The sequence below is a fragment of the Krasilnikovia sp. MM14-A1259 genome, from assembly GCF_047159535.1.
GTDB lineage: Bacteria > Actinomycetota > Actinomycetes > Mycobacteriales > Micromonosporaceae > Actinoplanes.
Map to the genome: position 1 here is coordinate 6,798,464 of NZ_BAAGAJ010000002.1, position 25,485 is coordinate 6,823,948.

General features: G+C 71.6%; 26 protein-coding genes and 1 other RNA gene. 15 read left to right on the forward strand and 12 right to left on the reverse strand.

Going from position 1 to position 25,485, the window contains the following annotated elements; all coding sequences use genetic code 11:
- Window positions 1–4: 4 nt before the first annotated feature.
- The 7 genes from ACMCNK_RS30985 to ACMCNK_RS31015 form a co-directional block, all read right to left on the reverse strand.
- Window positions 5–3,010 (reverse strand): BTAD domain-containing putative transcriptional regulator, encoded by a 3,006-nt coding sequence (locus ACMCNK_RS30985; protein ID WP_412739872.1) that lies wholly within the window; start codon window positions 3,008–3,010, stop codon window positions 5–7.
- 105 nt (window positions 3,011–3,115) lie between these two features.
- Window positions 3,116–4,624, reverse strand: a complete 1,509-nt coding sequence (locus ACMCNK_RS30990; protein WP_412739873.1) for a lactonase family protein — start codon at window positions 4,622–4,624, stop codon at window positions 3,116–3,118.
- A 56-nt stretch (window positions 4,625–4,680) separates the two neighbouring features.
- Window positions 4,681–5,580, reverse strand: a complete 900-nt coding sequence (locus ACMCNK_RS30995) for a hypothetical protein (protein ID WP_412739874.1) — start codon at window positions 5,578–5,580, stop codon at window positions 4,681–4,683.
- Window positions 5,581–5,582: 2 nt separating this feature from the next.
- A complete protein-coding gene (locus ACMCNK_RS31000) occupies window positions 5,583–6,158 on the reverse strand; it encodes a hypothetical protein (RefSeq protein WP_412739875.1) in 576 nt (191 codons plus the stop codon).
- A 147-nt stretch (window positions 6,159–6,305) separates the two neighbouring features.
- Window positions 6,306–6,488, reverse strand: coding sequence for a hypothetical protein (locus tag ACMCNK_RS31005; RefSeq protein ID WP_412739876.1), 183 nt, complete (start codon window positions 6,486–6,488; stop codon window positions 6,306–6,308).
- A gap of 68 nt (window positions 6,489–6,556) precedes the next feature.
- Window positions 6,557–7,345, reverse strand: a complete 789-nt coding sequence (locus tag ACMCNK_RS31010) for an ATP-binding protein (protein ID WP_412739877.1) — start codon at window positions 7,343–7,345, stop codon at window positions 6,557–6,559.
- Window positions 7,346–7,528: 183 nt separating this feature from the next.
- Window positions 7,529–8,143, reverse strand: a complete 615-nt coding sequence (locus ACMCNK_RS31015) for a pyridoxamine 5'-phosphate oxidase family protein (RefSeq protein WP_412739878.1) — start codon at window positions 8,141–8,143, stop codon at window positions 7,529–7,531.
- Window positions 8,144–8,250: 107 nt separating this feature from the next.
- On the opposite strand from ACMCNK_RS31015, the gene ACMCNK_RS31020 reads away from it, so the two are divergent.
- The gene (locus ACMCNK_RS31020) at window positions 8,251–9,477 is read left to right on the forward strand and encodes an MFS transporter (RefSeq protein WP_412739879.1); all 1,227 of its coding nucleotides are present in this window, start codon (window positions 8,251–8,253) and stop codon (window positions 9,475–9,477) included.
- Between the two features lie 43 nt (window positions 9,478–9,520).
- Window positions 9,521–10,348: a class I SAM-dependent methyltransferase gene (locus ACMCNK_RS31025; RefSeq protein WP_412739880.1), complete on the forward strand. Its 828-nt coding sequence runs from the start codon at window positions 9,521–9,523 to the stop codon at window positions 10,346–10,348.
- On the opposite strand, the gene ACMCNK_RS31030 is transcribed toward ACMCNK_RS31025, so the two are convergent.
- Window positions 10,335–10,562: a hypothetical protein gene (locus tag ACMCNK_RS31030; RefSeq protein ID WP_412739881.1), complete on the reverse strand. Its 228-nt coding sequence runs from the start codon at window positions 10,560–10,562 to the stop codon at window positions 10,335–10,337. The genes ACMCNK_RS31025 and ACMCNK_RS31030 overlap by 14 nt on opposite strands.
- Window positions 10,559–11,062 carry a DUF402 domain-containing protein gene (locus ACMCNK_RS31035; RefSeq protein WP_412739882.1) on the reverse strand — a complete coding sequence of 168 codons (504 nt, stop codon included), beginning with the start codon at window positions 11,060–11,062 and terminating at the stop codon, window positions 10,559–10,561. Before ACMCNK_RS31035 ends, ACMCNK_RS31030 begins: the two co-directional genes overlap by 4 nt.
- Window positions 11,063–11,257: 195 nt before the next feature.
- On the opposite strand from ACMCNK_RS31035, the gene ACMCNK_RS31040 reads away from it, so the two are divergent.
- Entirely contained in the window at window positions 11,258–12,118 is an 861-nt protein-coding gene (locus ACMCNK_RS31040) for a hypothetical protein (protein WP_412739883.1), read from the forward strand.
- A gap of 227 nt (window positions 12,119–12,345) precedes the next feature.
- Here the strand turns inward: ACMCNK_RS31040 and ACMCNK_RS31045 are convergent, their stop codons facing one another.
- Window positions 12,346–13,077, reverse strand: a complete 732-nt coding sequence (locus tag ACMCNK_RS31045) for a bifunctional DNA primase/polymerase (RefSeq protein WP_412739884.1) — start codon at window positions 13,075–13,077, stop codon at window positions 12,346–12,348.
- A 245-nt stretch (window positions 13,078–13,322) separates the two neighbouring features.
- On the opposite strand from ACMCNK_RS31045, the gene ACMCNK_RS31050 reads away from it, so the two are divergent.
- From ACMCNK_RS31050 to mctP, 8 genes are all read left to right on the forward strand, one after another.
- Window positions 13,323–14,549, forward strand: coding sequence for a helix-turn-helix domain-containing protein (locus tag ACMCNK_RS31050; RefSeq protein ID WP_412739885.1), 1,227 nt, complete (start codon window positions 13,323–13,325; stop codon window positions 14,547–14,549).
- Window positions 14,550–14,562: 13 nt separating this feature from the next.
- Window positions 14,563–15,147, forward strand: a complete 585-nt coding sequence (locus tag ACMCNK_RS31055; RefSeq protein WP_412739886.1) for a flavoprotein — start codon at window positions 14,563–14,565, stop codon at window positions 15,145–15,147.
- 19 nt (window positions 15,148–15,166) lie between these two features.
- Window positions 15,167–16,018, forward strand: a complete 852-nt coding sequence (locus ACMCNK_RS31060) for a Nif3-like dinuclear metal center hexameric protein (RefSeq protein WP_412739887.1) — start codon at window positions 15,167–15,169, stop codon at window positions 16,016–16,018.
- Window positions 16,015–16,749: a zinc ribbon domain-containing protein gene (locus tag ACMCNK_RS31065; RefSeq protein ID WP_412739888.1), complete on the forward strand. Its 735-nt coding sequence runs from the start codon at window positions 16,015–16,017 to the stop codon at window positions 16,747–16,749. Before ACMCNK_RS31060 ends, ACMCNK_RS31065 begins: the two co-directional genes overlap by 4 nt.
- Entirely contained in the window at window positions 16,746–17,903 is a 1,158-nt protein-coding gene (locus ACMCNK_RS31070) for a bifunctional RNase H/acid phosphatase (RefSeq protein ID WP_412739889.1), read from the forward strand. The genes ACMCNK_RS31065 and ACMCNK_RS31070 overlap by 4 nt, the downstream gene beginning before the upstream one ends.
- 90 nt (window positions 17,904–17,993) lie before the next feature.
- A complete protein-coding gene (locus tag ACMCNK_RS31075) occupies window positions 17,994–19,292 on the forward strand; it encodes a glycoside hydrolase family 18 protein (RefSeq protein ID WP_412739890.1) in 1,299 nt (432 codons plus the stop codon).
- Window positions 19,293–19,444: 152 nt separating this feature from the next.
- Window positions 19,445–19,684: a DUF3311 domain-containing protein gene (locus ACMCNK_RS31080; RefSeq protein ID WP_412739891.1), complete on the forward strand. Its 240-nt coding sequence runs from the start codon at window positions 19,445–19,447 to the stop codon at window positions 19,682–19,684.
- Between the two features lie 5 nt (window positions 19,685–19,689).
- Entirely contained in the window at window positions 19,690–21,336 is a 1,647-nt protein-coding gene (mctP, locus tag ACMCNK_RS31085) for a monocarboxylate uptake permease MctP (protein ID WP_412739892.1), read from the forward strand.
- Between the two features lie 48 nt (window positions 21,337–21,384).
- On the opposite strand, the gene ACMCNK_RS31090 is transcribed toward mctP, so the two are convergent.
- The gene (locus tag ACMCNK_RS31090; protein ID WP_412739893.1) at window positions 21,385–22,155 is read right to left on the reverse strand and encodes a sulfite exporter TauE/SafE family protein; all 771 of its coding nucleotides are present in this window, start codon (window positions 22,153–22,155) and stop codon (window positions 21,385–21,387) included.
- A gap of 71 nt (window positions 22,156–22,226) precedes the next feature.
- Between ACMCNK_RS31090 and rnpB the strand changes: the two genes are divergently transcribed.
- From rnpB to ACMCNK_RS31105, 3 genes are all read left to right on the forward strand, one after another.
- Window positions 22,227–22,636: RNase P RNA component class A (gene rnpB / locus ACMCNK_RS31095), an RNA gene on the forward strand.
- A 314-nt stretch (window positions 22,637–22,950) separates the two neighbouring features.
- Entirely contained in the window at window positions 22,951–23,382 is a 432-nt protein-coding gene (locus ACMCNK_RS31100) for a hypothetical protein (protein WP_412739894.1), read from the forward strand.
- Window positions 23,383–23,826: 444 nt separating this feature from the next.
- Entirely contained in the window at window positions 23,827–24,240 is a 414-nt protein-coding gene (locus ACMCNK_RS31105; RefSeq protein ID WP_412739895.1) for a hypothetical protein, read from the forward strand.
- 32 nt (window positions 24,241–24,272) lie between these two features.
- Here the strand turns inward: ACMCNK_RS31105 and ACMCNK_RS31110 are convergent, their stop codons facing one another.
- The gene (locus tag ACMCNK_RS31110) at window positions 24,273–24,533 is read right to left on the reverse strand and encodes a three-helix bundle dimerization domain-containing protein (protein ID WP_412739896.1); all 261 of its coding nucleotides are present in this window, start codon (window positions 24,531–24,533) and stop codon (window positions 24,273–24,275) included.
- 544 nt (window positions 24,534–25,077) lie between these two features.
- On the opposite strand from ACMCNK_RS31110, the gene ACMCNK_RS31115 reads away from it, so the two are divergent.
- Window positions 25,078–25,410, forward strand: coding sequence for an STAS domain-containing protein (locus tag ACMCNK_RS31115; RefSeq protein WP_412739897.1), 333 nt, complete (start codon window positions 25,078–25,080; stop codon window positions 25,408–25,410).
- The last annotated feature ends 75 nt before the right edge of the window (window positions 25,411–25,485 follow it).

The following is a 25,485-nucleotide window of genomic DNA, read 5'->3' on the forward strand; positions in this document are numbered from 1 at the left end:
AGGTTCAGAAAAGGACCGTCGGTTGATTCCCGACCGGGCCGTGTGTGTTGATACCGCATCCGGTTCGCAAGGTCTGCGCTTCCTGCCGCGCCTGAGCGGCCGCGCCGCGGTCGCCGCCGTGGTCGTGCACCTGGGCGAGCACGTCCAAAGTATCGGCACACCAGTACGGTGACTGGATTCGCCGCCAGGTGGTCAGGGCGGTCAGCGCGCACTGCCGCGCCTGGCCGAGCCGCCCGCCGGCCAGGTGGGCTCGCGCGAGGGTGCGCAGCGTCGAGGCCTCGCCGAAGCGGTTCCCCGCGGACCGGAACACCGACAGACACCACGCCAGCAGCCGCTGCGCCTCGTCCTGCCGGCCCTGGTCGAGCCAGACGTCGCCGAGCCATTCGGCGGCGTGCGCGTCGAACAGGACGTTGTCGAGCTGCTGGGCGACGCCTCGGGCCCGCTCGTAGTAGCCGGCCGCCGCGCCCGCCTCCCCGCTGACGCGATGTACGTGGCCGAGGCAGCGCAGCGCGGTGGCCACGCCCGGGAGGTAGTCGATGGCGGTGCTGCGGGCCAAAGCCTCCTCGAAGCACAACCGGGCGACAGGGAGGGCCCCGCGTTCCATGTACACGGCGCCGCATCCGTTGACGGCATAGACGACGCCGCGCGGGTTGCCCAGGTCCTCGGCGAGCAACCGGCCCTGCTCGAAGCAGGACAAGGCGCGGTCGTACCGCCCCAGCAGGCGGCACACATAGCCGAGCCCGGCGAGCGCGGCCGCGCGGTACGCCGGCTCGCCTGCCGCCTCGGCCAGCGCTTCCTCGAAGGAGGCCGCGGCGAGGTCGTACCGGTCCTGGATGGTGTGCAGCTCACCCAGGTTCCGCAGCAGCGCGGCGGTGATGGTGTTGCGGCCGCCGTGCAGCCGCACGGCGGCCAGGGCCCGTTCGTGGGTACGCCGCCAGTCGTCGAAACAGCTCCGCGCCTCGAACAGCCGGGCGAGCGAGGCAGCCAGCTCGCCGGCCAGTTCGTGCGCGCCGTGCTCGATCGCCTGGTCCACGACGGAGCCGACGGCCGCGCGCTCGCCGTCGAACCAGGCCAGCGGGTCACCGATCAGGGTGGTCGCGGCGTCGTCCGGCAATACCCAGCCGCGGCACGAGTAGTCGACCAGGCCCAGGAAGTCGCTGCCGAGGTCCCCGCCGCACCGGCTCGCGAGGTCCAGGTACGCGGATCCGACCCGGCGCACCGCCGCGTCGCGCACCGCGGCGCTGTCCTCCTGCTCGGCCCGCTCCCGCGCGTACAGACGGACGAGGTCGTGAAACTGGTAACGCGACTCGCCCACGGCCTCCAGCAGGTGCACGTCGACGAGGCTTTCCACCGCCCGTTCGGCCACGTCCACCTCGATCCCGAGCAGCGCGGCGGCCACCCATGCCGGGAAGCTCTCGACGTCCAGCAGGCCCAGTGCCCGGAACGCCGCCGCCCGCCGCCCGTCCAGGCCCTGGTAGCTCAGGCCGAGGCTGGCGCGCACGGCAAGGTCTCCGGCCGCCAACTCGTCGAGCCGGCCACGCTGGTCACGGAGCCGCTGCGCGAGCCGGGCGAGCCGCCAGTTCGGACGGGCGACGAGCCGGGCCGCGGCGATGCGCACCGCCAGTGGCAGCCGGCCGCAGATGGCGATGATGGCCTCGGCGGAGTCGGGCTCGGCCGCCACCCGGTGGGCGCCGACGCCGCTGCCGAGCAAGGCGAGAGCCTGGTCGCGCGTCAGCATGCCCAGGGGAGTCCGGTGCCCGGTGAGGCCGGCCAGACAATCGCGGCTGGTCACCAGTACGCCGCAGGCGGCCCCGGAGGGCAGCAGCGGCCGCACCTGGCCCTCGTCGGCGGCGTCGTCCAGCAGCACCAGCACGCGGCGGCGGGCCGTCAACGTACGGTAGGCCACCACCCGTTCGTCGAGCCCCTGCGGGACCGCCGGCGGGGGCACGCCGAGGACCCGCAGGAACGAGCCGAGCACGTCGTACGGGCTGGCCGGTTGCGGATGGGCACCGCGTAACTCGGCGAAGAGCTGCCCGTCGGGGTACCTGCCCTCGACACGGTGGCCGACGTGCACGGCGAACGCCGTCTTGCCGGCCCCCGGTTGGCCGGTCACCAGGGTGACCGACGGGCCCGTGCCGGCCAACGCCGCAGCCGCCCCGGCCAGTTCGGGCTCGCGGCCGACGAGCCACGGCACGTCGGGCGGCAACTGCCGCGGCGGCCGGGGTCGCCCGCGTGGTGCGGGGTCGAGAACGCGCTCGGTCAGATGGGACGGCGGCATCCCGGACAGGATCGCCTCCTCCATCGCGCGTAGCGCAGCGCCGGGCTCGATGCCCAGCTCCGCAACCAGGGCACGTCGCCCCTCGCGGTACGCGGCCAGCGCCTCGGCCGGGCGCCCGGCCTGGTAGAGCGCCAGCATGATGCGCAGCCGAAACCCCTCGTGCAGCGGGTCCTCGGCCACCAGCGCGGTCAGCAGCGGCAGGAGTTCGGGGTGCCGCCCCAGACGAAGGTCGACGTCGATGCACCGTTGCCGGGCGGCGAGGTGTGACTCCGCCAGCTCGGCCGCGGCCGCCGCAACGAACGGCAGGTCCAGCCCGCGCAACGGGCTGCCATGCCACAGCGCCAGGGCTTCGTGCAGGCGGGCGGACGCCTCTTCCGGCTGCCCGTTCGCCAGGGCCCGTTCCGCGCCGGACACGGCGTCGTCGAAGTCGTCGACGTCCCGAGCGCCTGCGGGCAGGTCGAGCTGGTAGCCGCCGGGCCGCGTGAGCAGCACCGGGCCGCCGCCGTGGTCGGCGAGAGCCCTGCGCAGCCCGGACACGTACACCTGGACCTGGTTACGGACGCCGGCGGGCGGGTCATCGCCCCACAGTGCGTCCACGATCCGGTCGGTCGACACCGCCCGCCCGGGCTGCAGCGCGAGCAACGCCAACAGGCCGCTGGGCTTCGGGCCGCCGAGTGCCACCGCCATGTCGCCGGCCCGCACCTCGAACGGGCCCAACAGGTGGATACGCACCCAGTCCCCCCGGTGCTGAACCGTATCGGACAGATCGGTACGAGTATCCCGCAGGCGTCGGCATGTCCTTCGATGGGTCGGGTATCCGGCTCATCGAGCAACGTCTCAGTGGGTGAGGTTCAGGGAGGCCACGTAACCGGCCCCGTTGCCCTGGGTGTTGCCGCCCGTGACGTAGACGTCGCGGCCGTCCGGGCTGGTCGTGATGTTGTTGGCCAGGCGCAGGCCGGAACCCGCGGAGCAGCCGGACGTGTTGACCGAGATGCAGCCCGACGTCCCGGTCAGCTGGGTGAGCGCCCCGGTGGCGTTGTCGTGCCGGAACGCGGCGACCCCGTTGCTGCCGTACGCCGAGACGAACGCGAACAGGCCGTCCGCGCTGAACGTCATCCCGGTCGGCCCGTTGATGGCCCGGGCGCTGCTGCACCCGGCCACGGTGGTCCCGCCGGACAGGTACAGGCACACGCTCGCGGCCTGGGTGAGCACACCCGTGGTGGTGTTGCGGGTGAAGATGGCGACCGTGTCATGGTCGTACCCCATCACGTACACCGTGCGGCCGTTGGGCGCGATCGCCACGTTGTACGCGCCGTACAGGCCGGAGGCCGTCGTGCAGCCGGTGACAGCGCCCTTGCTGACATCGTTCATGCAGGCGTTCGAGCCGCCCGGCTGGGTGAGCACACCCGTGGTCGGGTTGCGCTGGAACACTGCGACCGAGTAGCTGGCGTACGACGCGACGTACAGGCTGGTGCCGTCGGGCGTCATGCGCATGAAGTACGGCTGGCCCAGGCCGTAGCCGGTGGCGCAGCCGTTGGCACCCGTGGCGCTGGTGCACCCGGCCGTTCCGGACAGCTGGGTCAGCACGCCGGTGGCGGAGTCGCGGGCGAACGCGGCCACCGAGTTGGTGGAGTACGAGGACACGTAGACGAACGCCCCGTCCGGGCTGATCGCCACCCCGTCGGCGCCGCCGATGCCGCGGGCCGAGCTGCAGTTCGGCACGTTGGTGGCGCCGGTGTCGTACAGGCAGCGGTTCGGGTTCGCCAGCGGGGTCAGGGCGCCGGTGCTGGTGTCGCGGTTGAACGCCGCCACCGTGGAGCTGCGGGAGGCCACCGCGTAGAGGTTCTTGCCGTCCGGGCTGACCACGACGTCGTAGACGCCGTTGAGGGCCCCGGTCACGGTTGTGCACCCGGTGATGCCGGCGTTACTGACGCATTTGTTGTTGGTGGTGGTCAACTGGGTGAGCGACCCGGTGGTGGTGTTGCGGGAGAATTCGGCCACCGCGTTGCTGGTGGAGGAGCCGGCGTACACGTTCTTGCCGTCCGGGCTGACCGCCACGGCCTGGCCCTCGACGATGCCGGTGGCCATGGTGCAGCCCGCGGATCCGTCGTCGCTGAAGCACTGCGGGGACGCGGTCTGGGTGAGGCCGAACGTGGCGCGGGCCGTGAACGACGAGGCCGGGCCGGACGCGGTGGCCGAAAAGGCGGCCAGGCTCGTGGGCAGCAGCCCCAGCCCGGCTAGGCACAGCACCGCGAGCAGCGCGATTCCGGCACGCAGGCCGACGGCAGCGCGACCGCGCCGCGCAGCCGGGCGCTGTCCGCGGCGAGCCCTCCATGCGGCAGCCATCGGTCCTCCCTCCGGGTCTACGTCGGCAGGGGCGCGCCGGACTTGAGCGTTCTCGATCAGCGCACGCGCCGGGCGACGCTGCCGCCGCGGCCGGGTTTGCGGTTCCGCTTCGGCTGCGCCTTGCCCGGGTGCTTCAGCGCCGACCCGCTGTTGACGGGCCGCTTCGGCACCGGCCGGGCCTGCGGTTCCGCCTCAGCCGGGGCCGCTTTCGGCTTGGCCGGGACCTGCGGGGCCGCCTTCGGCTCGGCCGGCTCCTGCGCGGCCGGCTCCTGCGCGGCCGGCTCCTGCGGGGACGCCTCCGACTCGGCCGGGTTGTCCGGGTGTGCGGGCAGTCGCAGCACCAGCCCGAGCGCGGTGAGGACCGTGAGCGCCTGCAGCACGAACATCGCCGGGCGCCCCTCGCGCATCTCCAGCGTGGCCAGCCCGATCCGGGGCACCAGCAGCCGACCGATGCCGTGCACGTTCTCCGGCGCCGTACGGAACGGGTCGTTGCTGCCGTTGGCGTCGCCGCGGGTCAGCAGCAGGCCGTGCTCGTCGAAGCCGACGATGCGGTGCGTGAGAGTGTTGCCGCGGTGCACCTGGTCCGGGACCGTCACCACCTGGCCCACCGCGGGGTGCCAGTCCGGTCCCGGCGGGGAGCTGATCACCACGTCGCCGCGGTGCACGCGCGGGCTCATCGACCCGCTGACGATCACCGCGGGGGTCCAGCCCCAGGCCAGCGGCATGATGGTCCACGCGAGGACCGCCGCGCCGGCGGCCAGCAGGCCGATTGCCACCAACCGCAGTACCGGCAGGGACCAGCGCAGCGTCGGCCCCGTTGCGGACTCGGGGGCCTGCTGGTCCCCGATCGCGGACGGCAGCTTCGCCACGGCGTCGATTGCCGGGCGGCCCCGGGTTGCGGAGTCGGGGCCGCCCGGAAGCTTCCGGGTCGACAGCGGCGCGGTGGTGGCGGTCATGGTCAGCTCGCCGCTTGCCAGTTGAACGTCGCGCTGGCGGTGGCGCCCTGGGCGCTGTCCGGCGTCGAGGCGTTCACGGTGTACGAGATGTGGTAGGTCCGGATCTGGCCGGCGCCGGTCGGCGCGAACGTGCCCACGCCCGAGGTGAAGTCGGTCTTGGTGGTGCCGAACGAGGCCAGCGTGCCGGTGTAGGTCGGGCCGCCCGCGGCGGCGAAGCCGGTGCAGCTGCCGAAGTCGCCGCCCGTGCCCTCCTCGATCACCAGGTCGATGTACGGTGCCAGCGCCCCGGACACAGCCGAGCTGTACAGCTTGACGTTGCCCGACAGGCTGCCGTTGTAGGTCAGCTTGATGCACTTCTCGCCGGTGGAGCCCGGGCGCAGGAGGTTCGCCGAGAACATGGCCGAGCCGGAGTCGTCGTCGCTGAGGGCGACGGTGCCGGCGTTCCAGGAGTCCGCGGCGTTGTTGGTCGACGCCGTGAACGCTGCGCTGGAGGCCTGCCACATCACGCCGGTGCTGAGGCCGATACCAGCGACGACGGTCGCGGCCGCCGCCATCATGCGCATTCCGCCACGCTGCATCAGAAGTTCCTTCCTTCGACCGGAGCTCTGAGCGCCAACCGGTGCTGTCGACGTCAAAGGTCGGCGGCGAAGGTCAACCCAGGCTCAATCGGTCTTCAAGGAACCGGCAAGGATCCGGCGGGACATTCCGAGGCGGGCGGAACCGGTTCAGCCCAGGTCGTGGGCGCAGTCGTACCCGTAGTCGCCGCCGATGTCGGTGACGTGCATGCCCGCGGGCATCCGCAGCGGCGGGGGCGGGGTGACGGCGCGCGGGGTGCGGCCGTCGGCGTCGTGCGCCTCGTCGTACTCGTACTCGTCGCAGTCGGTCTGCGGGACGGCCGTGTCGGTCATGGCGAACCTCCGCGGAACTGGGGCAGTTCCCTTCATGCTGCCTACCGGGCGAGCCCGGCGCCAGGGATTCAGGCCCCCGGGCTACCGGTGCCACGGCCGGCCAGCGTCGCCCACACGGTCTTGCCCAGCGGGTGCCGGGGCAACGAACCCCAGCCGGTCGACACCCGCTCGATGATCACCAAGCCGCGGCCCCGGTCGCGCAGCGGATGCCGGTCCGGGTCGGCTTCGCGCGGGGCGGGTGGCGCCGGATTCTCGTCCCGGACCGCGATGGTCAGGTTGCCGTCGCGCAGGTCCACCGAGACGATCACGTCGCCCCGGCCGTGCTCGACCGCGTTCGCGGTCAGCTCGCTGACGACGAGCTGGGCGTCGTCGATGGCGTCGAGTACGTCCCACTGGTGGCAGGCGCGCGCCACGAGACGGCGGCTGGCGGCGGTGGCGTCCGGGGTCGCCGCGTACCGTTCGCAGACCCACGGCGGGGTGACCATGCCGCCCGGGTTGCGCAGCGCGTGCGCGACCGCCTCCTCGACGCTCCAGTACAGCGAGCGGGTCTGCACCAGCCATCCGAGCCGCAGTGCCAGTGCCGGGCTCGGGTGGGCCCACAGCAGCAGCAGGCCCGGCCGCCGGCCCGCCCCCGCATGCAGCTCGACCAGCGTCGCGACGTCGATCTCGGCGGCGATGTCCAGGTGCGCGAGGTCGACGACGACCGCGCGGGGCTGCTCGTTGAACGCGTGGTTCAGCGCCTGCACGAAGAGGGTCTGGCTGCGCGCCGTCCACCGGCCCGAGGGGCACAACACGATCAGACCCCGGGCCAGGTCGGGCTCGGTCCCCACGGTGAGATCGGCGGATTGCGCGGTCATCGTGCGACGGACACCGGGCCGGCTGCGGGCTGCATGGTGGCCCCAGTATGCCCGACCGCGGCCGGCCGCTGCCGCCGGACGCTCGACGGGCGGCCCAAACGCTGTCACGCGACCTCCCGGGCACGGCGACCCCGGCGGCATGTCACGCCACGCCGCGCAGGTGATGCGCCCCCACCAGGGGCCTCAGCGGTAGAGGCCGTCGGTGTACGAGGGGCCGTAGTAGCGCTCCAGCTCGGCCAGGTCGTCCTCGGGGCGCTCCACCGCCTGGGCGATCCGGGCGCGGCTGGGCACGTCGCCGGGACGCCACGTCTCCGGGCGCCACAGCTCCGACCGCAGGAATGCCTTCGAGCAGTGGTAGAAGACCTCTTCGATCTCGACCAGCAGGGCGAGCACCGGGCGGTGGCCCTTGACCCGCATCTCGTCGAAGAACTCGGCGTCGCGGACCAGGCGCGCCCGCCCGTTGATCCGCAACGTGTCGCTGCGGCCGGGGACGATGAAGATCAGGCCCACGTGCGGGTTGTCGATGACGTTGTGGAAGCCGTCGGCGCGGCGGTTGCCCGGCCGCTCCGGCAGCGCGATCGTCGTGTCGTCCAGCACCAGTGCGAACCCGGCCGGATCGCCCTTGGGGGAGACGTCGCAGCGGCCCTGGGCGTCCGCCGTGGCTACCAGGCAGAACGGGGAGGCGGCGAGCCACTGCCGGTCGTACTCGTGCAGCTTGGGACGTGCCTTGTGGGCCACCCGTGGAATCGGCGCGCCCAGCAGCTCCCGGATCTCGTCGTGCGAGGTGACCTCGTGCATGCCGCCGACCCTATCCTCCGGGCAGACGTGAACACGGCGTCACGGTAGCATCGCTTAACGTCGATGCGTGCTTGACCCGGTGCGCGGGCCACCGGGAGAGTCTAGACATGACGGACGCACCGCAGAATCTGTGGCGCAACCGCGAATTCGCCCTTCTCTGGATCAGTCAGTCCTTGTCGGACCTGGGCACCGCCACCGCTGCCCTCGCCGTCCCGTTGCTGGTCCTGTCGCTCACCCATTCGCCGGTGCAGGCCGGGCTGGTCGGCACGATCGGTCTCGTCGCGGGCCTCGCCTGCCGGCTGCCCGCGGGCGTGCTGGTCGACCGGATCGACCGCCGCCGCGCGATGCTCGCCTGCGACGTGGTCAGCCTGGTCGCGTTCCTCCTGCTCGGCCTCGCGGTGCTGCGGGGCGGGACACCGCTCGGCGTGGTCGTGGCGGTGGCCGTGATCGGCACGGTGAGTTCGTCGATCTTCCGCACCGCAGAGCAGTCCGCGCTGCGCAACCTCGTGCCCGGCACCCAGCTACCCGCCGCGGTCGCCCGCAACGAGGCCCGCACGTACGCGACGTCGCTGGCCGGGCCGCCGCTGGGCGGGCTGCTGTTCGGGCTGGGCCGGGCGTTGCCGTTCTTCGGCAACGCGGTCACCCACCTGGCCTCGCTCGGCGGGGTGCTGCTGCTGCGCAAACCCCTGCAGGAGACGCGCGACCACACGCGCGGCGGGCACGCGGCGGCCATGGCCGAGGGGCTGCGGTTCGTGTACGCCAACCCGTTCCTGCGCGCCATCCTGCTCATCGCCGCCCCGCTCAACCTGGCGATCGACGCGATCATCTTCACGATCATCGTGACGCTGCAGCGGCACGGAGTCGCGCCCGCGCTGATCGGCACGGTGCAGGCGGTCGTCGCGGCAGGCGGCCTGCTCGGGGCGTTCGCCGCGCCCGCGCTGCAACGGCGCATGCGGTTGCCCGTACTGATCCGGGGCATCTGCTGGCTCGCGGCTGCGCTGATGTCGACGTGCGCGTTGCTCACCACCAGCGTCGCCGCGGCGGTGCCGGTCGCGCTCGCGGTGTTCCTCGGACCGGCGTGCAACGCGGCCCTGTTCGGCCACCAGGCGGCGATCACCCCGGACCGCCTGCAGGGCCGGGTGGTCAGCGTGATCTTCTTCGCGGCGACGTCGGCGTCCGCGGCGGCGCCGCTGCTGGCGGGCGTACTGATCGCGGGCTGGGGCAGCACGGCCGCGGTCATCGTGTTCTCCCTGACCATGGCCGGGGCGGCGATCGCCGCCACCGTGAGCCGCGGCATCCGCGCCATGGAACCCGTCCCGGAGCGGGCGGGCTGACCCCGGGCCCGACGCGGTTGCCGCAGGTCGCTAGCGTGCGGCCGTGGATCCGAGCGAGACGACCGCGGCCTTCGACCGGCACGAGCGCGAGCGCTGGGCCGGGCGAGCAGATGCGTACGTCCGCAGCTTCGCCCGCCTGTGCGCCCACCCGGCGGCCCGGGTGCTGGACGCCGCGGACGTGCACGACGGCACCGCGCTGGTCGACGTCGGCACCGGGCCCGGAACGCTGGCGGCGCTGGCCGTGGCCCGCGGCGCCCGCGTCACCGCGCTGGACGCCGACCCCGCCATGATCGCGAGCGCCCGGCGCGCCGTCCCGGCCGTGGACGGGTACGTGGGCGCACTGCCCGACCTGCCGTTGCGCACGAGCACGTTCGGCGCGGCGGCCGCCAACTTCGTGCTCAACCACGTGGGCGACCCTTCCGCGGCCACCCGCGAGCTGGCGCGGGTGGTCGCCCCCGGCGGCCGGATCGCGGTGACGATCTGGCCGTACCCGCAGCCGCCGCTGCAGCGGCTGTGGGGCGAGGCGTACGCGGCCTCCGGGCTGGCCGCCCCCGCGGACCTGCCCCGCCTCGACCCGGCCCGGGACTTCCCGCGTACGGCGGACGGCCTCGGCGCGCTGCTGACCGGCGCGGGACTCACCCGGGTCGAGGTGCAGACCGTCACCTGGACGCACCGGGTCGACCCGGACGAGTGGTGGGCCGGTCCGGCCGCCGGGATCACCACGTTCGGCCTGCTGTTGGAGCGGCTGCGCGGCGACGAGGTGGCCCGGGTGCGCGCCGCGTACGACCGGGTGGCGGCCCCTTACCTGAGCGGCGGGATGCTCGCGTTGCCCACGGCAGCGCTGCTCGGCTCCGGCGTCAGACCCGGCTGAGCCGGTCGCGGTAGCGCGTGGCGAACGGCTCCGCCCCCGCGCCGATCTCGCGGTGCAGCCGGTGGGCCGCGGCGGTGGCCTGCGCGATCATTTCCGGCGGGTAGCCGTACCGGTCGCGGTGCACCGCGAACTCGTCCTCGCCGGGCAGGCGCTCGACCGTCCGGCGGTGCGGACGTCCGTCGTACTTGGTGAACGACACCTCGACCTCGGTCACAGCAGCCCCAGCCAGTCCCGGTACGTGCTGCCGAACGGCTCGGCGCCGTCGGTCAGGTCGGCGTGCAGGCCGGTCGCCGCGGCCCGCGCCTGCGCGACGACGTCGGCCGGGTAGCCGAACACGGCCGTGTTCGCGGCGAACTCGTCCGCGTCGTCCAGCTCGACCGTGCCGTCGCGGTACCGGACGAGGTCCAGGTCGAGATCGATGAGGGTCACCTCGGAGGGGCCGCTCCAGCGGGCCGGTGCGGTGATGTCGCAGTACACGTCCCGGCGGCTGGGCGCGGCGAAGAACACCGCACACCACCACTGGTCGCGGGGGACGAGCCGGACCGCGTTCTGCTGCGTCGGGGCCGAGGGCTTGCCGCCGTAGCTGTAGTGCACGATCGTGCCCGTCGGGGTGCCCAGCCAGGTGCCGTGCCGGTCCTCGCCCAGGTGGATCGTGGTGACCCGCCGGTGCGGGCGGCCGTCGTATTTGCGCAGCACCACATCCACCCCGTCCATGCGGGGAAGGGTAGCGGCCGGAGTCGATGGGGAGAACGGCCCTGCGCAGCTCGCACCCGGGATGCACCCCACACCGGCTCAAGTATCGGCCTGCGTGCCCGATTCGAATGGCGCCTGCGGTGCGAGCCGCAGGTGGGCGGGCCCCGGTCGCACCCCCTCGGCGTCCGGGCCCGCCCACGGTCAAGGGGGGCACCAATGACTCAGGTCGAGGCTGAGTTGCACATCGGGATCGACGCCGAGAAGGTCGTCGTGTCGCCGCATCGGCTGCGTATGCGCACCGGCCGTGCCCACCGTTCCCGGGCTGGACTGGTGCTCGAGGTCGTGCCGGCGGCGCCGAGTGGCCGCAGCCGGGAGAGCCGGGTCGCGATCGTCTGGCAGCTCGGTCTCGGGCTTTTGATCTGCTGTGTCGTGCTGAACGCGTTCGGGCTGCCATGGCTGGTCCCGGCGCTGGTCTCCGCCTCCGTGGTCGTGCTGGTCGGCTGGGCGCAGGCTCGGGCGGCCCGCCCCGGCGTGCTCGCGTCGCCGCGCGGCGACGACGGCCACGTGCTGCGGGCCCGCGAGGAGCGGATCGCCTACGAGCGGGCGGTCGCGGTGTCCCACCGGATCCGCCGGACCTGGCCCGCGCTGCGCGGCATGATCGACCCGGCGGAGGCCGACCACACCCTGACCCGGGCCCTGGAACAGCTTGCCGCGCTGCTGGCCCGCCGGCAGCAGATCCGCGCGCTGCGTGACGAACTGATCGAGGCCGCACGCCAGGAGCTGCCGGCCGACAGCCCGGCCGCGGAGGCGCTCGCCGCGCAGCGTACGCGGGTGGAGGAGTTGTGGCGCGAGACCGGCCTGACCGCGAACCGGATGCTGCGCGGCATCGCCGCGGCCGCGCACGCGGGGGAGACCTTGCTGCGTGAGCAGGAGATCGGCCGGACCGCCCGGGACGCCGAGATGGCGATCAGCCGGCTGGCCGCGGTGGGTGCCGCCGCACCGGCCGAGGCCGGGCCCGAGCTGGCCGAGCGTACGGCGGCCGTGGTCAAGGCATATCGCGAACTGGCCGCCTTCTAGCGCCGTCGTCCCGCCGGACGCCACCGTCCATTTAGGCGGAGTTCTTTCATTCCATCGAGTGACTCGACCCTGCATGTGGATGTCGATACGTTGTGAGCGTCATGTGTGCCCCCGCTCATGCCCCCGAACCGTCCCCCGGCCGCCCTGACGAGCGGGTGTCGGGCGGGGCGTTCAGCGGTGCGGGCGGCCGGATTCCTCACCGCGGCGCACAGGCCCCGGCGCGCGCCTCAGCCCGCACGGCGCGAGGTGGACAGTTGCCGGGGGACGGTCAGGATCTGCCGGGTTCCGTGCAGGCGGCGTGCCGGGTCGGCGCGGCGCCCGAGGGCCGCCAGTGCGTCGCACAGCATGGTCTGCACGGCGTCCGCGGCGGGCAGTCTCCAATGGATCTCGTCGGGGGCGACCGCCCAGTGGACGGGCCCCTCCGGCATGCGGCTCGGCGCCGCGGGCACCCACGACCCCCGGCCGTGGCGTACGACGTCGAGGCAGGCGTCCAGTTCCGGCCGCAGCGGTGTGCCGGGCTGGACGAAGAACATCCAGCGGCCCGCCGGGGTGACCGCGACCGGGCCGCGGCCGTCCGCGTGTTCGCGGCCGAGGACGCCCGCGTGCAACCGGGCGGCGCCGAGTGCCCGCAACCCCAGCGCGGCGGGCACGTCGACGACGTCGAACGTCGTGCCGGTGGCGAGCAGCACGGTGTACGGCCGGTGCCGCCACCAGTCGGTCACCCGGGCCCGGTCGGTGCTGGCATCGTCCTCCCAGGACTCCAGTGCCGGGTGGCAGCCCATGATCGGGCAGCCGGCCCGGCCACAGGAGAACCGGTCGCCGGTCAGGCAGGCACCGGGCGTCACCGCCCAGCCTTGCGCTGCGTAGCGCCGGGCGGCGCGACGCAACCGCCGACGCTCCACACCGAGCCGCTCAGCGACACGTACCGGGACGAAAGGTTGCCGCTTGCTCCACTGCATGGTTCGAAAACCCCGATTCTCCGACTCGCCGCCGCTATAGCAGGCGGTTGTGCCGTCACCAAGCGCGACACGCATCGTTGGTTCGAGCAGATTCACCCTTTGCAAGTTGCATGAGAAACTACGAGCAGCGGTGAGCAGACGATCACACACCCTGTGCGACCAGCGCGGGCGGGTGGGATCCACACTGCAGACGACACACCGGTTTGCTCACCGGCAGGGGTCGCCGGATGAGTTGGGGAGGCACCGTGGACGAGCTGCCGATCGGCCGCCGCGTCGCCTATTGGCGCGGCCGACGCAAGATGTCCCAGCAGGTCTTCGCGGACCGGTTGGGCAAGTCCAAGAGCTGGGTCGACAAGGTGGAGCGGGGGGTCCGCCGACTCGACAAGTTCTCGGTCGTGTACGAAATCGCCGACGTGCTCCAGGTGGATGTTCAGCTGTTGCTGGGCAAGGACGTGGAGCGGCGTCCGGAGACACAGAACTGCATCGACCAGGTCGAGGTCGAGGAGATCCGCGCGGCGCTGGAGCGCTACGACCAGATGAGCGCGTTCTTCCAGGCGGTGCCGCATTCACCGCCGTTGTCGGAGATGCGCAAGGCGGTCAGCCATGCCTGGCTGACCTACCAGCATGCCAAGTACGGCGTGCTGGCCCGCAAGCTGCCGCAGCTGCTGCGCGACGCGCAGGCCGCGGACAGCGCGTACGCGACCGGGCCGGACGCCCGCGACGCCGCCCACCTGCTCGGGCAGGTGTATCAGATCGCGTCGTCCGCGCTGCGCAAGGTCGGCGAGCACGAGCTTTCCTGGCTGGCCGCGGACCGGTCGATCGCGGTGTCGCAGCGCGCCGGTGACCAGTTGCTCGCGGGCATGGCCAGTCACCGGGTCGGCATGGCCCTGCTGTCGCTGGGCCGGGTGCGGTCCGCGCTGGAGGTCAATGTCAACATCGCCAACCGGCTCGCGCCCACGCAGGAGACGATGAGCCCGGAACGCCTGTCGGTGTACGGGTTGTTGCTGCTCACCGGCGCGATGGCGGCGGCCCGGATCGGTGACCACGCCACGGTCCGTGACCTGGTCAGCGGGGCGGAGCAGGCCGCGACGGCGCTCGGCGGTGACTACAACTACTACTGGACGTGCTTCGGCCCGACCAATGTGGAGCTGCACCGGGCCGCGGCCGCGGTGGAGCTGGGCGAGGGTGGCAAGGCCATCGAGACGCACGAGAAGCTCGACCCGGAGTCCTTCGCCGCGATGCTGCCCGAGCGGCGGGCGCATCATTTCCTCGACATCGCGCGGGGCTACACCCAGATCGGCGACGTCGAGAAGGCCAGTGAGATGTTGCTGGAGGGGGACCGCCTGGCGCCGTCCGAGATCCGGTGCCGCCCGCTGGCGCACGAGGTTCTTTCGGACGTGCTCCGGCGTACCCGGGGCACCCCGCCGGCATCCATCGCGGAGCTGGCCGAACAGATGGGAGTGGGCGTATGAGGTGGGTCTCTCGGTGATCGGGGAATCCTCGTCCGGGGTGCTGTACGTGCTGGTCTGCGGCTCACCCATCGCCCGCGACGTCGGCGTCCTCGTCGACCTCGCCCAGCGGGACGGCTGGGAAGTGTGTGTGATCACCACGCCGGACGGGCGCAAGTTCGTCGACGTGGCGGCGTTGCAGGCGCAGACCGGACATCCGGTACGTACCTACTACAAGAACCCCGGCGACCATGACGTGCTCCCGCCGGCGGACGCCATGATCGTCGCGCCGGCGACCGTGAACACGGTCAACAAGTGGGCGGCCGGCATCACGGACACGCTCGTGCTCGGCCTGCTCGTCGAGGGGTACGGCTTCGGCGTGCCCACGGTGGTGGTCCCGTACACGAACAAGGTGATGGCTCTGCACCCGTCGCTGCACGAAAGTCTCGCCAAGCTGCGCGACTGGGGTGTCCGGGTGCTGTACGGCGACGACGTCATGCGCCTGGGCGGCCCGGGCCAGACCGACCGGTTCCGCGGCCAGTTCCCGTGGCGGCGCGCATTGCAGGCGGTCAGCAACCCGTTCGCCAGTGACAGCCGAGTCGAACCGGGGGCGCTGTCGTAGCCAGATAGAGTTAGCGCCCGTGACGACCGACCCTGCACCCACCGTCCGGGAGGTGGTGGCCGCCCTCGACCGGCGGTATCCACCTGCCTGGGCCGAGCAGTGGGACCGGGTCGGGCTGGTGCTGGGCGAGTTCGAGGCCGCGGTGCGCCGCGTGCTCTGCGTCGTCGACTGCGTACCCGAGACGGTCGAGCAGGCCGTCGAGGTCGGCGCCGGCCTGATCGTGGCGCACCACCCGCTGCTGCTGCGGGGGGTGTCCTCGCTCGCCCCGGACACGTACAAGGGCCGCATCGTGCACCGGCTGATCAAGGCCGACGTGGCCCTGTACGTGGCACACACCAACGCCGATGTGGCGAATCCGGGCGTCTCGGACGCCCTGGCCGCCCGGCTCGACCTGACGGCTCTGCGTCCCCTGGTGCCCGCGGAGGGCGCGGCGGCCGGCGAGGGCCGGGGCATCGGGCGCATCGGCGAGACGGCGACGCCGGTCACGCTCGCCCAGTTCGCGGCGTTCGCCGCGCGCCGCCTGCCGCCGACTGCCGCCGGGGTCCGCGCGGCCGGCGATCCGGAGCGCCTGATCCGTACGGTCGCGGTGTGCGGCGGCGCGGGCGACGGCTTCCTGAGTGCCGCCACGGCCGCGGGCGTCGACGCGTACCTGTGCGCCGACCTGCGCCACCACCCCGCGAGCGAGCACCTCGCCGGGGGCGGACCCGCGTTGCTCGACGTCGCCCACTGGGCCGGCGAACGGCCGTGGCTCGACGAGGTGGCCGCCTGGCTGCGCACCGACCTCGGGGTGGACACGGTCGTGTCCGACCTCGACACCGACCCCTGGACCGTTCACGCGGTCAGCCGAACGGAAAAGGAGTCCCGTACGTGAAGGCCGCCCCGGACGCCCAGCGTCGCCTGCTCGACCTGCAAGCCATCGACACCGCCCTGGCCCAGCTCGCCCACCGCAAGCGCACGCTGCCCGAGCTCGCCGAGATCGACGCGGTCGCCCGCGAGCTGTCCGCGCTGGAGGACGAGCGCGTCCGCGCGCAGGTCGCGGTCGACGACCTGGACCGGGACATCTCCCGGTACGAGAAGGACATCGAGCAGGTCCGGGTGCGCAAGGACCGCGACCAGCAGCGCCTCGACGCCGGTGGTGCGTTGCGCGAGATCGAGGGCCTGCAGCACGAGCTGGCCACGCTCAACCGGCGCCAGTCCGAGCTGGAGGACGCCGAGCTGGAGCTGATGGAGCAGCGCGAGGCCGCCGAGCAGACCCGCAACGGGGTGTTGCAGCGGCTCACCGAGGCGACCGAGCGCCGCACGGCGGCGGAGCGGCGCCGCGACGAGGCGTACGCGGAGATCGCCAAGGAGCAGGAGTTCAAGTCCTCGGCGCGCGGCCCGCTCGCGGCGGACCTGCCCGCCGACCTAATCTCCCTGTACGACAAGATCCGCGAGGATTCGGGCCTGGGCGCGGCGCTGATGCGTTCGGGCCGGTGTGGCGGCTGCCGCATCGAGCTGTACGGCGCCGACCTGGCCCGGGTGAAGGCTGCACCGGCCGACGACGTGGTGCGGTGCGAGGAGTGCCGCCGCATCATGGTCCGTACGTCGGAATCGGGCCTGTGAGCCTGCGGGTCGTCGTCGAGGCGGACGGTGGTGCCCGGGGCAACCCCGGGCCGGCCGGTTTCGGCGCGGTCGTGCGGGAGACCGCGACGGACGAGATTCTGCTGGAGCGTTCCGGGGCGCTGGGCGTCGCGACGAACAACGTGGCCGAGTACTCCGGCCTGATCGCCGGCCTGCGTGCCGCCGCCGAGCTGGGCGCCACGCACGTCGCCGTACGGATGGACTCCAAGCTGGTCGTCGAGCAGATGTCCGGCCGCTGGCAGATCAAGAACCCGGGCCTGCGCCCGCTCGCCGCCGAGGCGGCCGGGCTGGTGAGCCGGTTCGACGAGGTGACGTTCGAGTGGATTCCGCGGGATCGCAACCGCGCCGCGGACGCGCTGGCCAACCGGGCGATGGACGAGGCCGCGGGCAAGCCGGTCCGCGACGTCGACCCGGTCCGGGTGGTCGAACCGGCCCGCAACGCCGGGTCGGCCCGGGACGCCGGGCCGCAGGCCGACGAGCCGGCGCCCACGGCGTCGTGGGCGCCGCCGTCGCTCGACGACGCGACCCGGCTGATCCTGGTACGCCACGGCGAGACGCCGCTGACCGCGCAGGGCCGCTACTCGGGCCGGGGTGACGTGCCGCTGACCGACGAGGGGGAGGCCCAGGCCATGGCCGCGGGCGGGCGGGTCGCGGGCATCAGCCGGGACGTGGCCGCGGTCGTGTGCTCGCCGCTGGCCCGGTGCGTGCGCACCGCGGAGCTGATTGCTGCCGAGCTGGGCGGGGCCACCGTGAGTGTGCTGCCCGACCTGATCGAGTGCGACTTCGGCGAGTGGGAGGGGCTGACGTTCGCCGAGGTGCAGCAGCGCTGGCCGGGTGAGCTGGCCGCGTGGCTGAAGTCGACCAGTGTCGCCCCGCCGGGCGGGGAGTCGTTCCAGGCGGTCGCGAAGCGCGTCCGTGGTGCGGTGGCGACCCTGCTGCAGGCGTACCCGTCGTCGGCGGTCGTGGTGGTCTCGCACGTCTCGCCGATCAAGCTCATCCTGCGCGACGCGCTGGCCGCGGGCGACGCGTTCCTGCACCGGTTGTTCCTGGACGCGGCCGGGGTGTCCGTGGTGGACACCTGGCCCGACGGCGGCATTGCGGTACGGTCGGTCAACGAGACCGCTCACCTGCGCTGACGCGTATTGACCGGTTCTCCGGGGAGGATTAACTTCATCGATCAGGAAACTTTGTTGCCTATTCCTGATTCTCCCCGCCCTGGAGGGCTCATGAGCGGATACTTCCGCCGCCTCGTCGCCGTGACCGCCGCCTGCCTCGTCGCAGGCGCGGCCACCCCGGTCGCGGCGCAGGCGCACGGCAGGCAGGCGTACCGCACGGTCGGGTACTTCACCCAGTGGAGCATCTACGGCCGCAACTTCCAGCTCAGCAAGGTCGACGCGTCCGGCGCCGCAGCCCGCCTCACCCACCTCAACTACGCGTTCGGCACGGTCACCGCGGACGGCCTGTGCGCCTCAGCCGACCCGTGGGCGGACTGGGGCACCTCGTTCCCGGCCGACGCAAGCGTCGACGGCGTCGCCGACGCGCCCGGCCAGCCGCTGGCCGGCAACCTCCACCAGCTCGCCGAGCTGAAGGCCAAACACCCCGGGTTGCGCGTGCTCATCTCGCTCGGCGGGTGGTCTGGCTCCACGTACTTCTCGGACGCCGCGGCAACCGCGCCGAACCGGCAGCGCTTCGTGGCGTCCTGCGTCGACCTGTGGCTCAAGGGCAACCTGCCCGGCCTCGCCGCCGGGGTGGCCGCCGGAATCTTCGACGGCGTCGACCTCGACTGGGAGTGGCCCGCCTCGGAAGGCAATGCGGGCAACGTGATCCGGCCCGACGACAAGCAGAACTTCACGCTGCTGGCCGCCGAGTTCCGGGCCCAGCTCGACCGGCTCGGCCGGGCCGCCCACCGGCACTACGACCTCAGCGCGTTCCTGCCCGCCGCCCCGGCGAAGATCACCGCCGGGTTCGAGGGCGGCAAGATCTTCAAATACCTGGACTTCGGTACGGTCCAGGGCTACGACTTCCACGGCTCCTGGGAACCCCGTACCAACCAGCAGTCGTCGCTGCGCGTCCCCGCCGAAGCCCCGGACAACCCCGACTTCTCCGCCCAGAACGCGATCGACGCGTGGGTGGCGGCCGGGGCGCACCGGCGCGACCTCGTACTCGGCATCCCGTACTACGGCCAGGGCTGGACCGGGGTCACCGGCGGCGGCGACGGGCGCTTCCAGCCCGCGACCGGGCCCGCGCCCGGCGTCTTCGCGGCCGGCACCGAGGACTACAAGACGCTGAAGGCGCTGCCGGGCAACGGCTTCCGGGTGTACCGGGACTGGCGCGCCGGGAACTCGTGGCTGTTCGACGGCACCACGTTCTGGACGTACGACGATCCCGCGCAGATCCTGCAGAAGACCGCGTACATCCGGGGCGCCGGTCTCGGCGGCGCGATGGTGTGGTCCCTCGACGGCGACGACGCCAACGCGTCGCTGACCAGGGCCGTCTCGGCGGGACTCGGTTCCCCGCGCCGGTGATGATCCGCCAAGGCTGACGTGGTGTGCCGCTCGGCGCACCATGTCAGCCGTTCGGCGCACGATCAAATTATTCGCCCGCGCCGCTCGTTAGCCTCCTGAATGGAGACCGTGACCCGCGGTCACCACGGCACTCCGATGAGGAGGTACGGCTCATGGCCGAGCCCGCTGAGCCCGCACCCGCCACCGAGGCGGGGCCCGCCCGGCGCACCGATCACAGCCCGTGGAACTGGCTGCTGCTCATCCCGATCGTGCTCCCGCTGCTCACCCCGCTGTACAACCGGGACGCTCCCCGGCTGTGGGGGTTCCCGGCGTTCTACTGGATACAGCTCGCCTTCATCTTCGTCGGCGTCGCGACCACCACGGTCGTGTACCGGATGACGAAGCGGAGGTGAGCACCGTGCGCGACCACATCACCGAGATCGTGATCTTCACCGTGCTGTTCCTGCTGGTCAGCGGCATGGGTTTCGTGGCGGCGCGGTGGCGGGCGCCGCAGGACATGCGGCACCTCGACGAGTGGGGACTGGGCGGGCGCAGCTTCGGCGGCTGGATCACCTGGTTCCTCATCGGCGGCGACCTGTACACCGCGTACACGTTCGTGGCCGTGCCGGCGCTGATGTTCGGCGCGGGCGCCGCGGGCTTCTTCGCGGTGCCGTACACGGTGATCATCTACCCGATGGTCTTCCTCGTGCTGATCCGGCTCTGGTCGGTCTCGCACCGGCACGGGTTCGTCACCCCGGCCGACTTCGTGCGCACCCGGTTCGACTCGCCCATGCTCGCCCTGCTCGTCGCGATCACCGGGATCGTCGCCACGATGCCCTACATCGCGCTGCAGCTCGTCGGCATCGAAGCAGTGCTCAAGACCATGGGGGTCACCGGCGACAGCCCGCTCGCCCGGCACGCACCGATCATCGTGGCGTTCGCGATCCTGGCCGCGTACACGTACCAGTCCGGGCTGCGTGCACCCGCGCTGATCGCCTTCGTCAAGGACGCCCTGATCTACGTGGTGATCCTCGTGGCGGTGCTGTACCTGCCGTACAAGCTCGGCGGGTGGGAGCACATCTTCTCCGCCGCGGACGCCAAGTTCACCAAGTCGCCGGCACCCAACGACGGCATCCTGCTCAACGCCAACAACCAGCTTCAGTACGTGACGCTGGCCCTGGGCTCGGCGCTGGCGCTGTTCCTGTACCCGCACAGCGTCACCGGCGTACTGGCCAGCCGCAACCGCAACGTCATCAAACGCAACATGTCCGCGCTGCCCGCCTACAGCCTGCTGCTGGGCCTGATCGCGCTGCTCGGCTACATGGCCATCGCCGGTGGCGTGAAGCCGCTGCCCGGATCCAGACCCGGCGCCGTGGACAGCAACACCGTCGTGCCGTTGCTGTTCGACCAGCAGTTCCCCGCGTGGTTCGCCGGGATCGCGTTCGCCGCCATCGGCATCGGCGCGCTGGTCCCCGCCGCGATCATGTCCATCGCCGCGGCCAACCTGTTCACCCGCAACATCTACAAGGAATACGTACGTCCCGACGCCACGCCCGCGCAGGAGGCACACGTTTCGAAGATCACGTCGCTGGTGGTGAAGATCGGCGCGGTCGCGTTCATCCTCTTCCTCGACCCGCAGTTCTCCATCGACCTGCAGCTCATCGGTGGCGTCATCATCCTGCAGACCGGGCCCGCGGTCGCGCTCGGCCTCTACAGCCGGTGGCTGCACCGCGGCGGCCTGATCGCCGGCTGGGTCGCCGGCATGGGCCTGGGCATGTGGATGCTCTACCAGATCCCGAACGCGACCACCGGCCGCCAGCACTTCGGCGGCTCCGCGTTCCCGCTGTCCGACTTCGGCTTCGACACCAAGCGGACCATCTACGTCGGATTCGTGGCCGTGCTGGTCAACCTGCTCGTCGCAGTCGTCGCCACGCTGATCCTGCGGGCCGCCAAGACACCGGAAGGCGTCGACGGCACCACGGCCGACGACTACTTCGCCGATGAGGGAGACCCGCGCCTGGAGAAGTCCCGGGTCACCCCGGACACCGTCGGCTCCTCGACCTGACCCGCTCCCCGGGCGAGCGCCGCCGTCACGGGGCCGCGGCGCTCGCCCCTACCCGCCAGAGAACGCCCGGAACAGCAGGTACAACCCGATCGCGGTGCCGAACGAGACGATCACGGCACGCAGCACGGCGGCCGGCAGCCGGCGGGCGAGCCGGGCACCCGCGTACCCGCCGACGATCGTGGCCGGCGCGACCGTGAGCACCGCACCCCAGTGCACCGGGCCGAAGATCGCAAAGACCACGATCGTGACCAGGCCGATCGAGGCCGACAGCACGTTCTTCAGCGCGTTGATCCGGTTCAGCGTCTCGTCCAGGACCAGCGCCAGCGCGGCCACCAGCATCACGCCCAGCGCCGCGCCGAAGTAGCCGCCGTACACCGAACCGACGAACACGACCACCTGCAGCGTGACCGCCCGGCGGCGCGGCGACAGCGCCCGCGGATGCCCCACCAGCGCCCGCAGCCGCGACTGGAACGCCAACGTCGCGGCCGCCCCCAGCACCAGAAACGGCACCACCAGCTCGAACGCCCGCGCCGGCGTGGCCAACAGCAGCGCACACCCGCCCGCCGCACCGAGCAGACACGTCGGCACCATCGCGCGCAACCGGTGCCCCTGCCCGGTCAGGTCGGCGCGGCTGCCCACCACGCTGGAGACGTACCCGGGGCAGACGGCGACCGAATTCGTCACGTTGGCGGCCACCGGCGCCAGGCCCGCCGCGAGCAGGCTCGGAAACGTGATCAGCGAGCCGCCACCCGCGATCGCGTTGATCATCCCCGCGGCCAGGCCGGCGGCAACAAGAAGCAGAACGTGTGCGAGATCCATGATCTGTCCGAATCTACGGGCCGCCGCCCGTTCCCCGGATCCGGCCCGGCTACCATGGCTCCCGCGACGGACGAGTCGGCTGGGCGGTCGCGTCGGCACCCTCAGGGGTGCCGCCGAGGAACGTCCGGACTCCGCAGAGCAGGGTGGTTGTTAACGGCAACCCGGGGTGACCCGCGGGACAGTGCCACAGAAAACAGACCGCCGGCCGCACTTCGGTGCGGCCGGTAAGGGTGAAACGGTGGGGTAAGAGCCCACCAGCACCCCGGGTGACCGGGGTGGCTCGGTAAACCCCACCCGGAGCAAGGCCAAGCAAGGCCAGGGCCGTGAGGCGGTGGCCGGCGCAGGCGTTCGAGGGCTGCTCGCCCGAGCCTGCGGGTAGGCCGCAAGAGCCTGTCGGCGACGGCAGGCCGAGATGGATGACCGCCGCCGGTGACCGAGAGGTCGCCGGAGACAGAATCCGGCGTACAGGCCGACTCGTCCGCCGCCCTACTGCTCTGGGTGGTTCTCATGGCCCTTGAACCGATGTTTCGAACGTCAGTGCGACTACTCGGGTTTGTGTGGGCGCTAAGTGGCTCTGTTCCCGAACCCCGTCGTCGCGGAGTCCCTGCCCGACCGGCTTATCAACACCAGCCACCAGATCTGCATGAACGGACCCAGCTACCGACCCCACAAACGAACCGCTCCGACGGTTCGACAACCACCCAGACAACCAGGTAGAACTACACGCCGAGGTCCACCACCTGGGGAATTACGTGAGCCAAACCCCGGGGAATTACCCAAGCGGGAGGAAACCACATGCAACGGGGAAAGACACTGGTCCGTGCGGTGATTGGAGTGCTGCTGACAGGGGCGGTGGGCCTCGCGTCGCCGGCGCCGGCCTCGGCGGTTACCGACGGCGGGCCTCCGCCGAGCTATAACGACGGCTGCTTCGGCTACGTCGGCACTTTCAAGACCGGCACGACGGTCCACTGGGCCGACTACAACGGCGACGGCAACAAGGACGAGTGCTTCGGCATCGCTCCGAGCCGGACGATCTGGCACGCCTGGCCGGGCTCGGGCGGGTGGAAGGAAATGCCGAACAACGGCCGGGCCGACGACATCGTAGCGTTGTTCCGACAGCCGCCGCCTACGGGGCGCCCCACGATCGAGGTCTATGTCAGCGGCAGCAATCATTACTACTGCTCGACGCTGACGTCATCCTGGCAGCCCTGGGTTCGCTGCCCATAAATTAACGCGATCCGATCGGTACGCCGCTGTCCGTTCCGGGCCGTGGCGTACCGATCGCGGAGCGCGGCCGAGATAGTTCCCCTATTCCTTCGAAGATCTCCAGCCTCGTCGTGCGCCAGAAGTCGAGCCGCCGCGCCGCGACGGGCTGCGGCGATCGCCTCGGAGTCATTGGGGCATACGGACCACCGCCATTGGCTCGAAGGTCCATCCACCTACCTCTGCCTCGGCGGAGTCACCCTGCACCTACCCACGGAAACCCGAGTAGTCGCACGTCAGTACTGGTCGGCGTTGGTCGAGATCGGTGGCCGTTTGACGGCCCAGGCGGCCCGGAGACGGCCCAGGAACGATCTTGGTTGGCATGGACCGGCCACTCATTCGGCTGTTGTGGCATCCCGTCGCGCAAGCTTCGCTCGGGCGGTCTGGTTGCCTCCGGTGTGCGGCGGGGTGCCGACTGGGCTGGCCATCCCGGAGTCGCCCGGGTCCAGGGCTGAAAGCCTTGGCCGCCGGAGGCCCTACCGTCTGGCCGCCGAGCGCATCAGCGATCATCAGGCGATGAAGCGTGGGTCGTTGCTGCGGTGCGAGGCGATCGCGTGGGTGGATGTGGAGTGGCCGGGATGGATTCGGGTTCGCCTGGAGGACGCGGACGGCCGATCGTGGTACCTCGTTGACAAGGTTCCTGTGTTCGGCCTCGACATTGGGCCGGAGGCGCGGATGCCGATGCCGCTGCATCTGCTGTGCGATGTTGTCAGTGAGGACGGCGACCATCTCGTCGTTGTACCGCGTTGGCGCATCCAGGCCGAGGATGGCACCAGCCAGTTCCGCGTACGGCGAGACCAGCTCACGGCTGCCGGCGCGTAGACGTCGAGCGGCACGAGCAGCGGCCGGTGCGCCTACTCGGATTGCTGGCGCGGTGCCGGGATGGTCTCGTCGGTGAGGCGGGTCAGGGCGCGTCCGGCTTCGCGCTCGACGAGTAGTGGCACGAAGTCGCGGATTCGTGCGGTGTCGAAACGTTTGTGGATGTCGGTGACGTAGCCGGCCACGGTGGCGTCGTCCAGGCCGGGGAAACGTTGCTGGAGCACAGTGACGACCTGGCGGATCGCCTCGCGCTCGGCGTCAGCCGCCTTCTGTGCAACCTCGGCATCGTTAGTCACATCCTGTATTCAACCCACTACCACCCACTGTGGACAACGGGGGGACACACGTAGTGCGGCGATCACTCGTTCGAGGTAGCCCGGAGGTCCATCAAAGCTCACCGCACACGTCCGACCAGCTCAGACATGAGGCTGCTCGGCGCTGGTAGGAGTGCGTGGCAGTAGCGACAGCGGGTTCGAAAACCCATCGTTTACCTACTGGACATCCGAGGTTTCGCGCATGTCGGTGTGGTCACGAGGCATCGTGATGTCGTTCCGGTGAGCCTCACAGCGTCGTGAGGCGACATTGAAACACGGCATTACGGGGGCTGGGCACACCGATACAGCTTCGACGTCCTCGTCGGATCTGGACGGATGCCCTGGTCGAGGCCCCTGCCATCAATCTGATCAGCGAGCCGTCTCAACATGATTGTCGTTCGTGAAATCGCTCTCTCGGTTCATGGGATGGTTATCAAGTTGAGCCCGACACTCCGGTCGACACGGGCAGATATGCGGTCGTATCGTTGCGCGGGTGCTGAACAGGAGGTAACGAAGGGTGTACGGAATGGATGCGCCATCGCTCGACGTGCACACGGAACCCGACGGGACTGTCATCATCCGGCCCCTGGGCCGGATCGAAGCAGCCGATGCCGTGCGACTCCAGCAAGTACTCGTGCACACCGTCCGGAAGGTCCGGCCGCCCCGGCTCGTCCTTGACTTCGGTGCGGTGTCCCGCCTCGACCCGATCAACGCGGGCACCGTCTCCGCCGCGTGCGGGCTCGGCGATGACCACCAGGTCGCCGTGTTCGTCCACAACCCGTCGAGCCGGATCGCCGAACAGCTCGCCGCGGCCGGTGTTCCACCCCACCGGCTGCGGAGAACAACCGCGGTGGCTTGACCTCTCCCCTGTCCTTCGGCCCGGCACAACATCAGAGCCCCGGACCTCCCCTGGCACGAACGGACCCCCGAGATC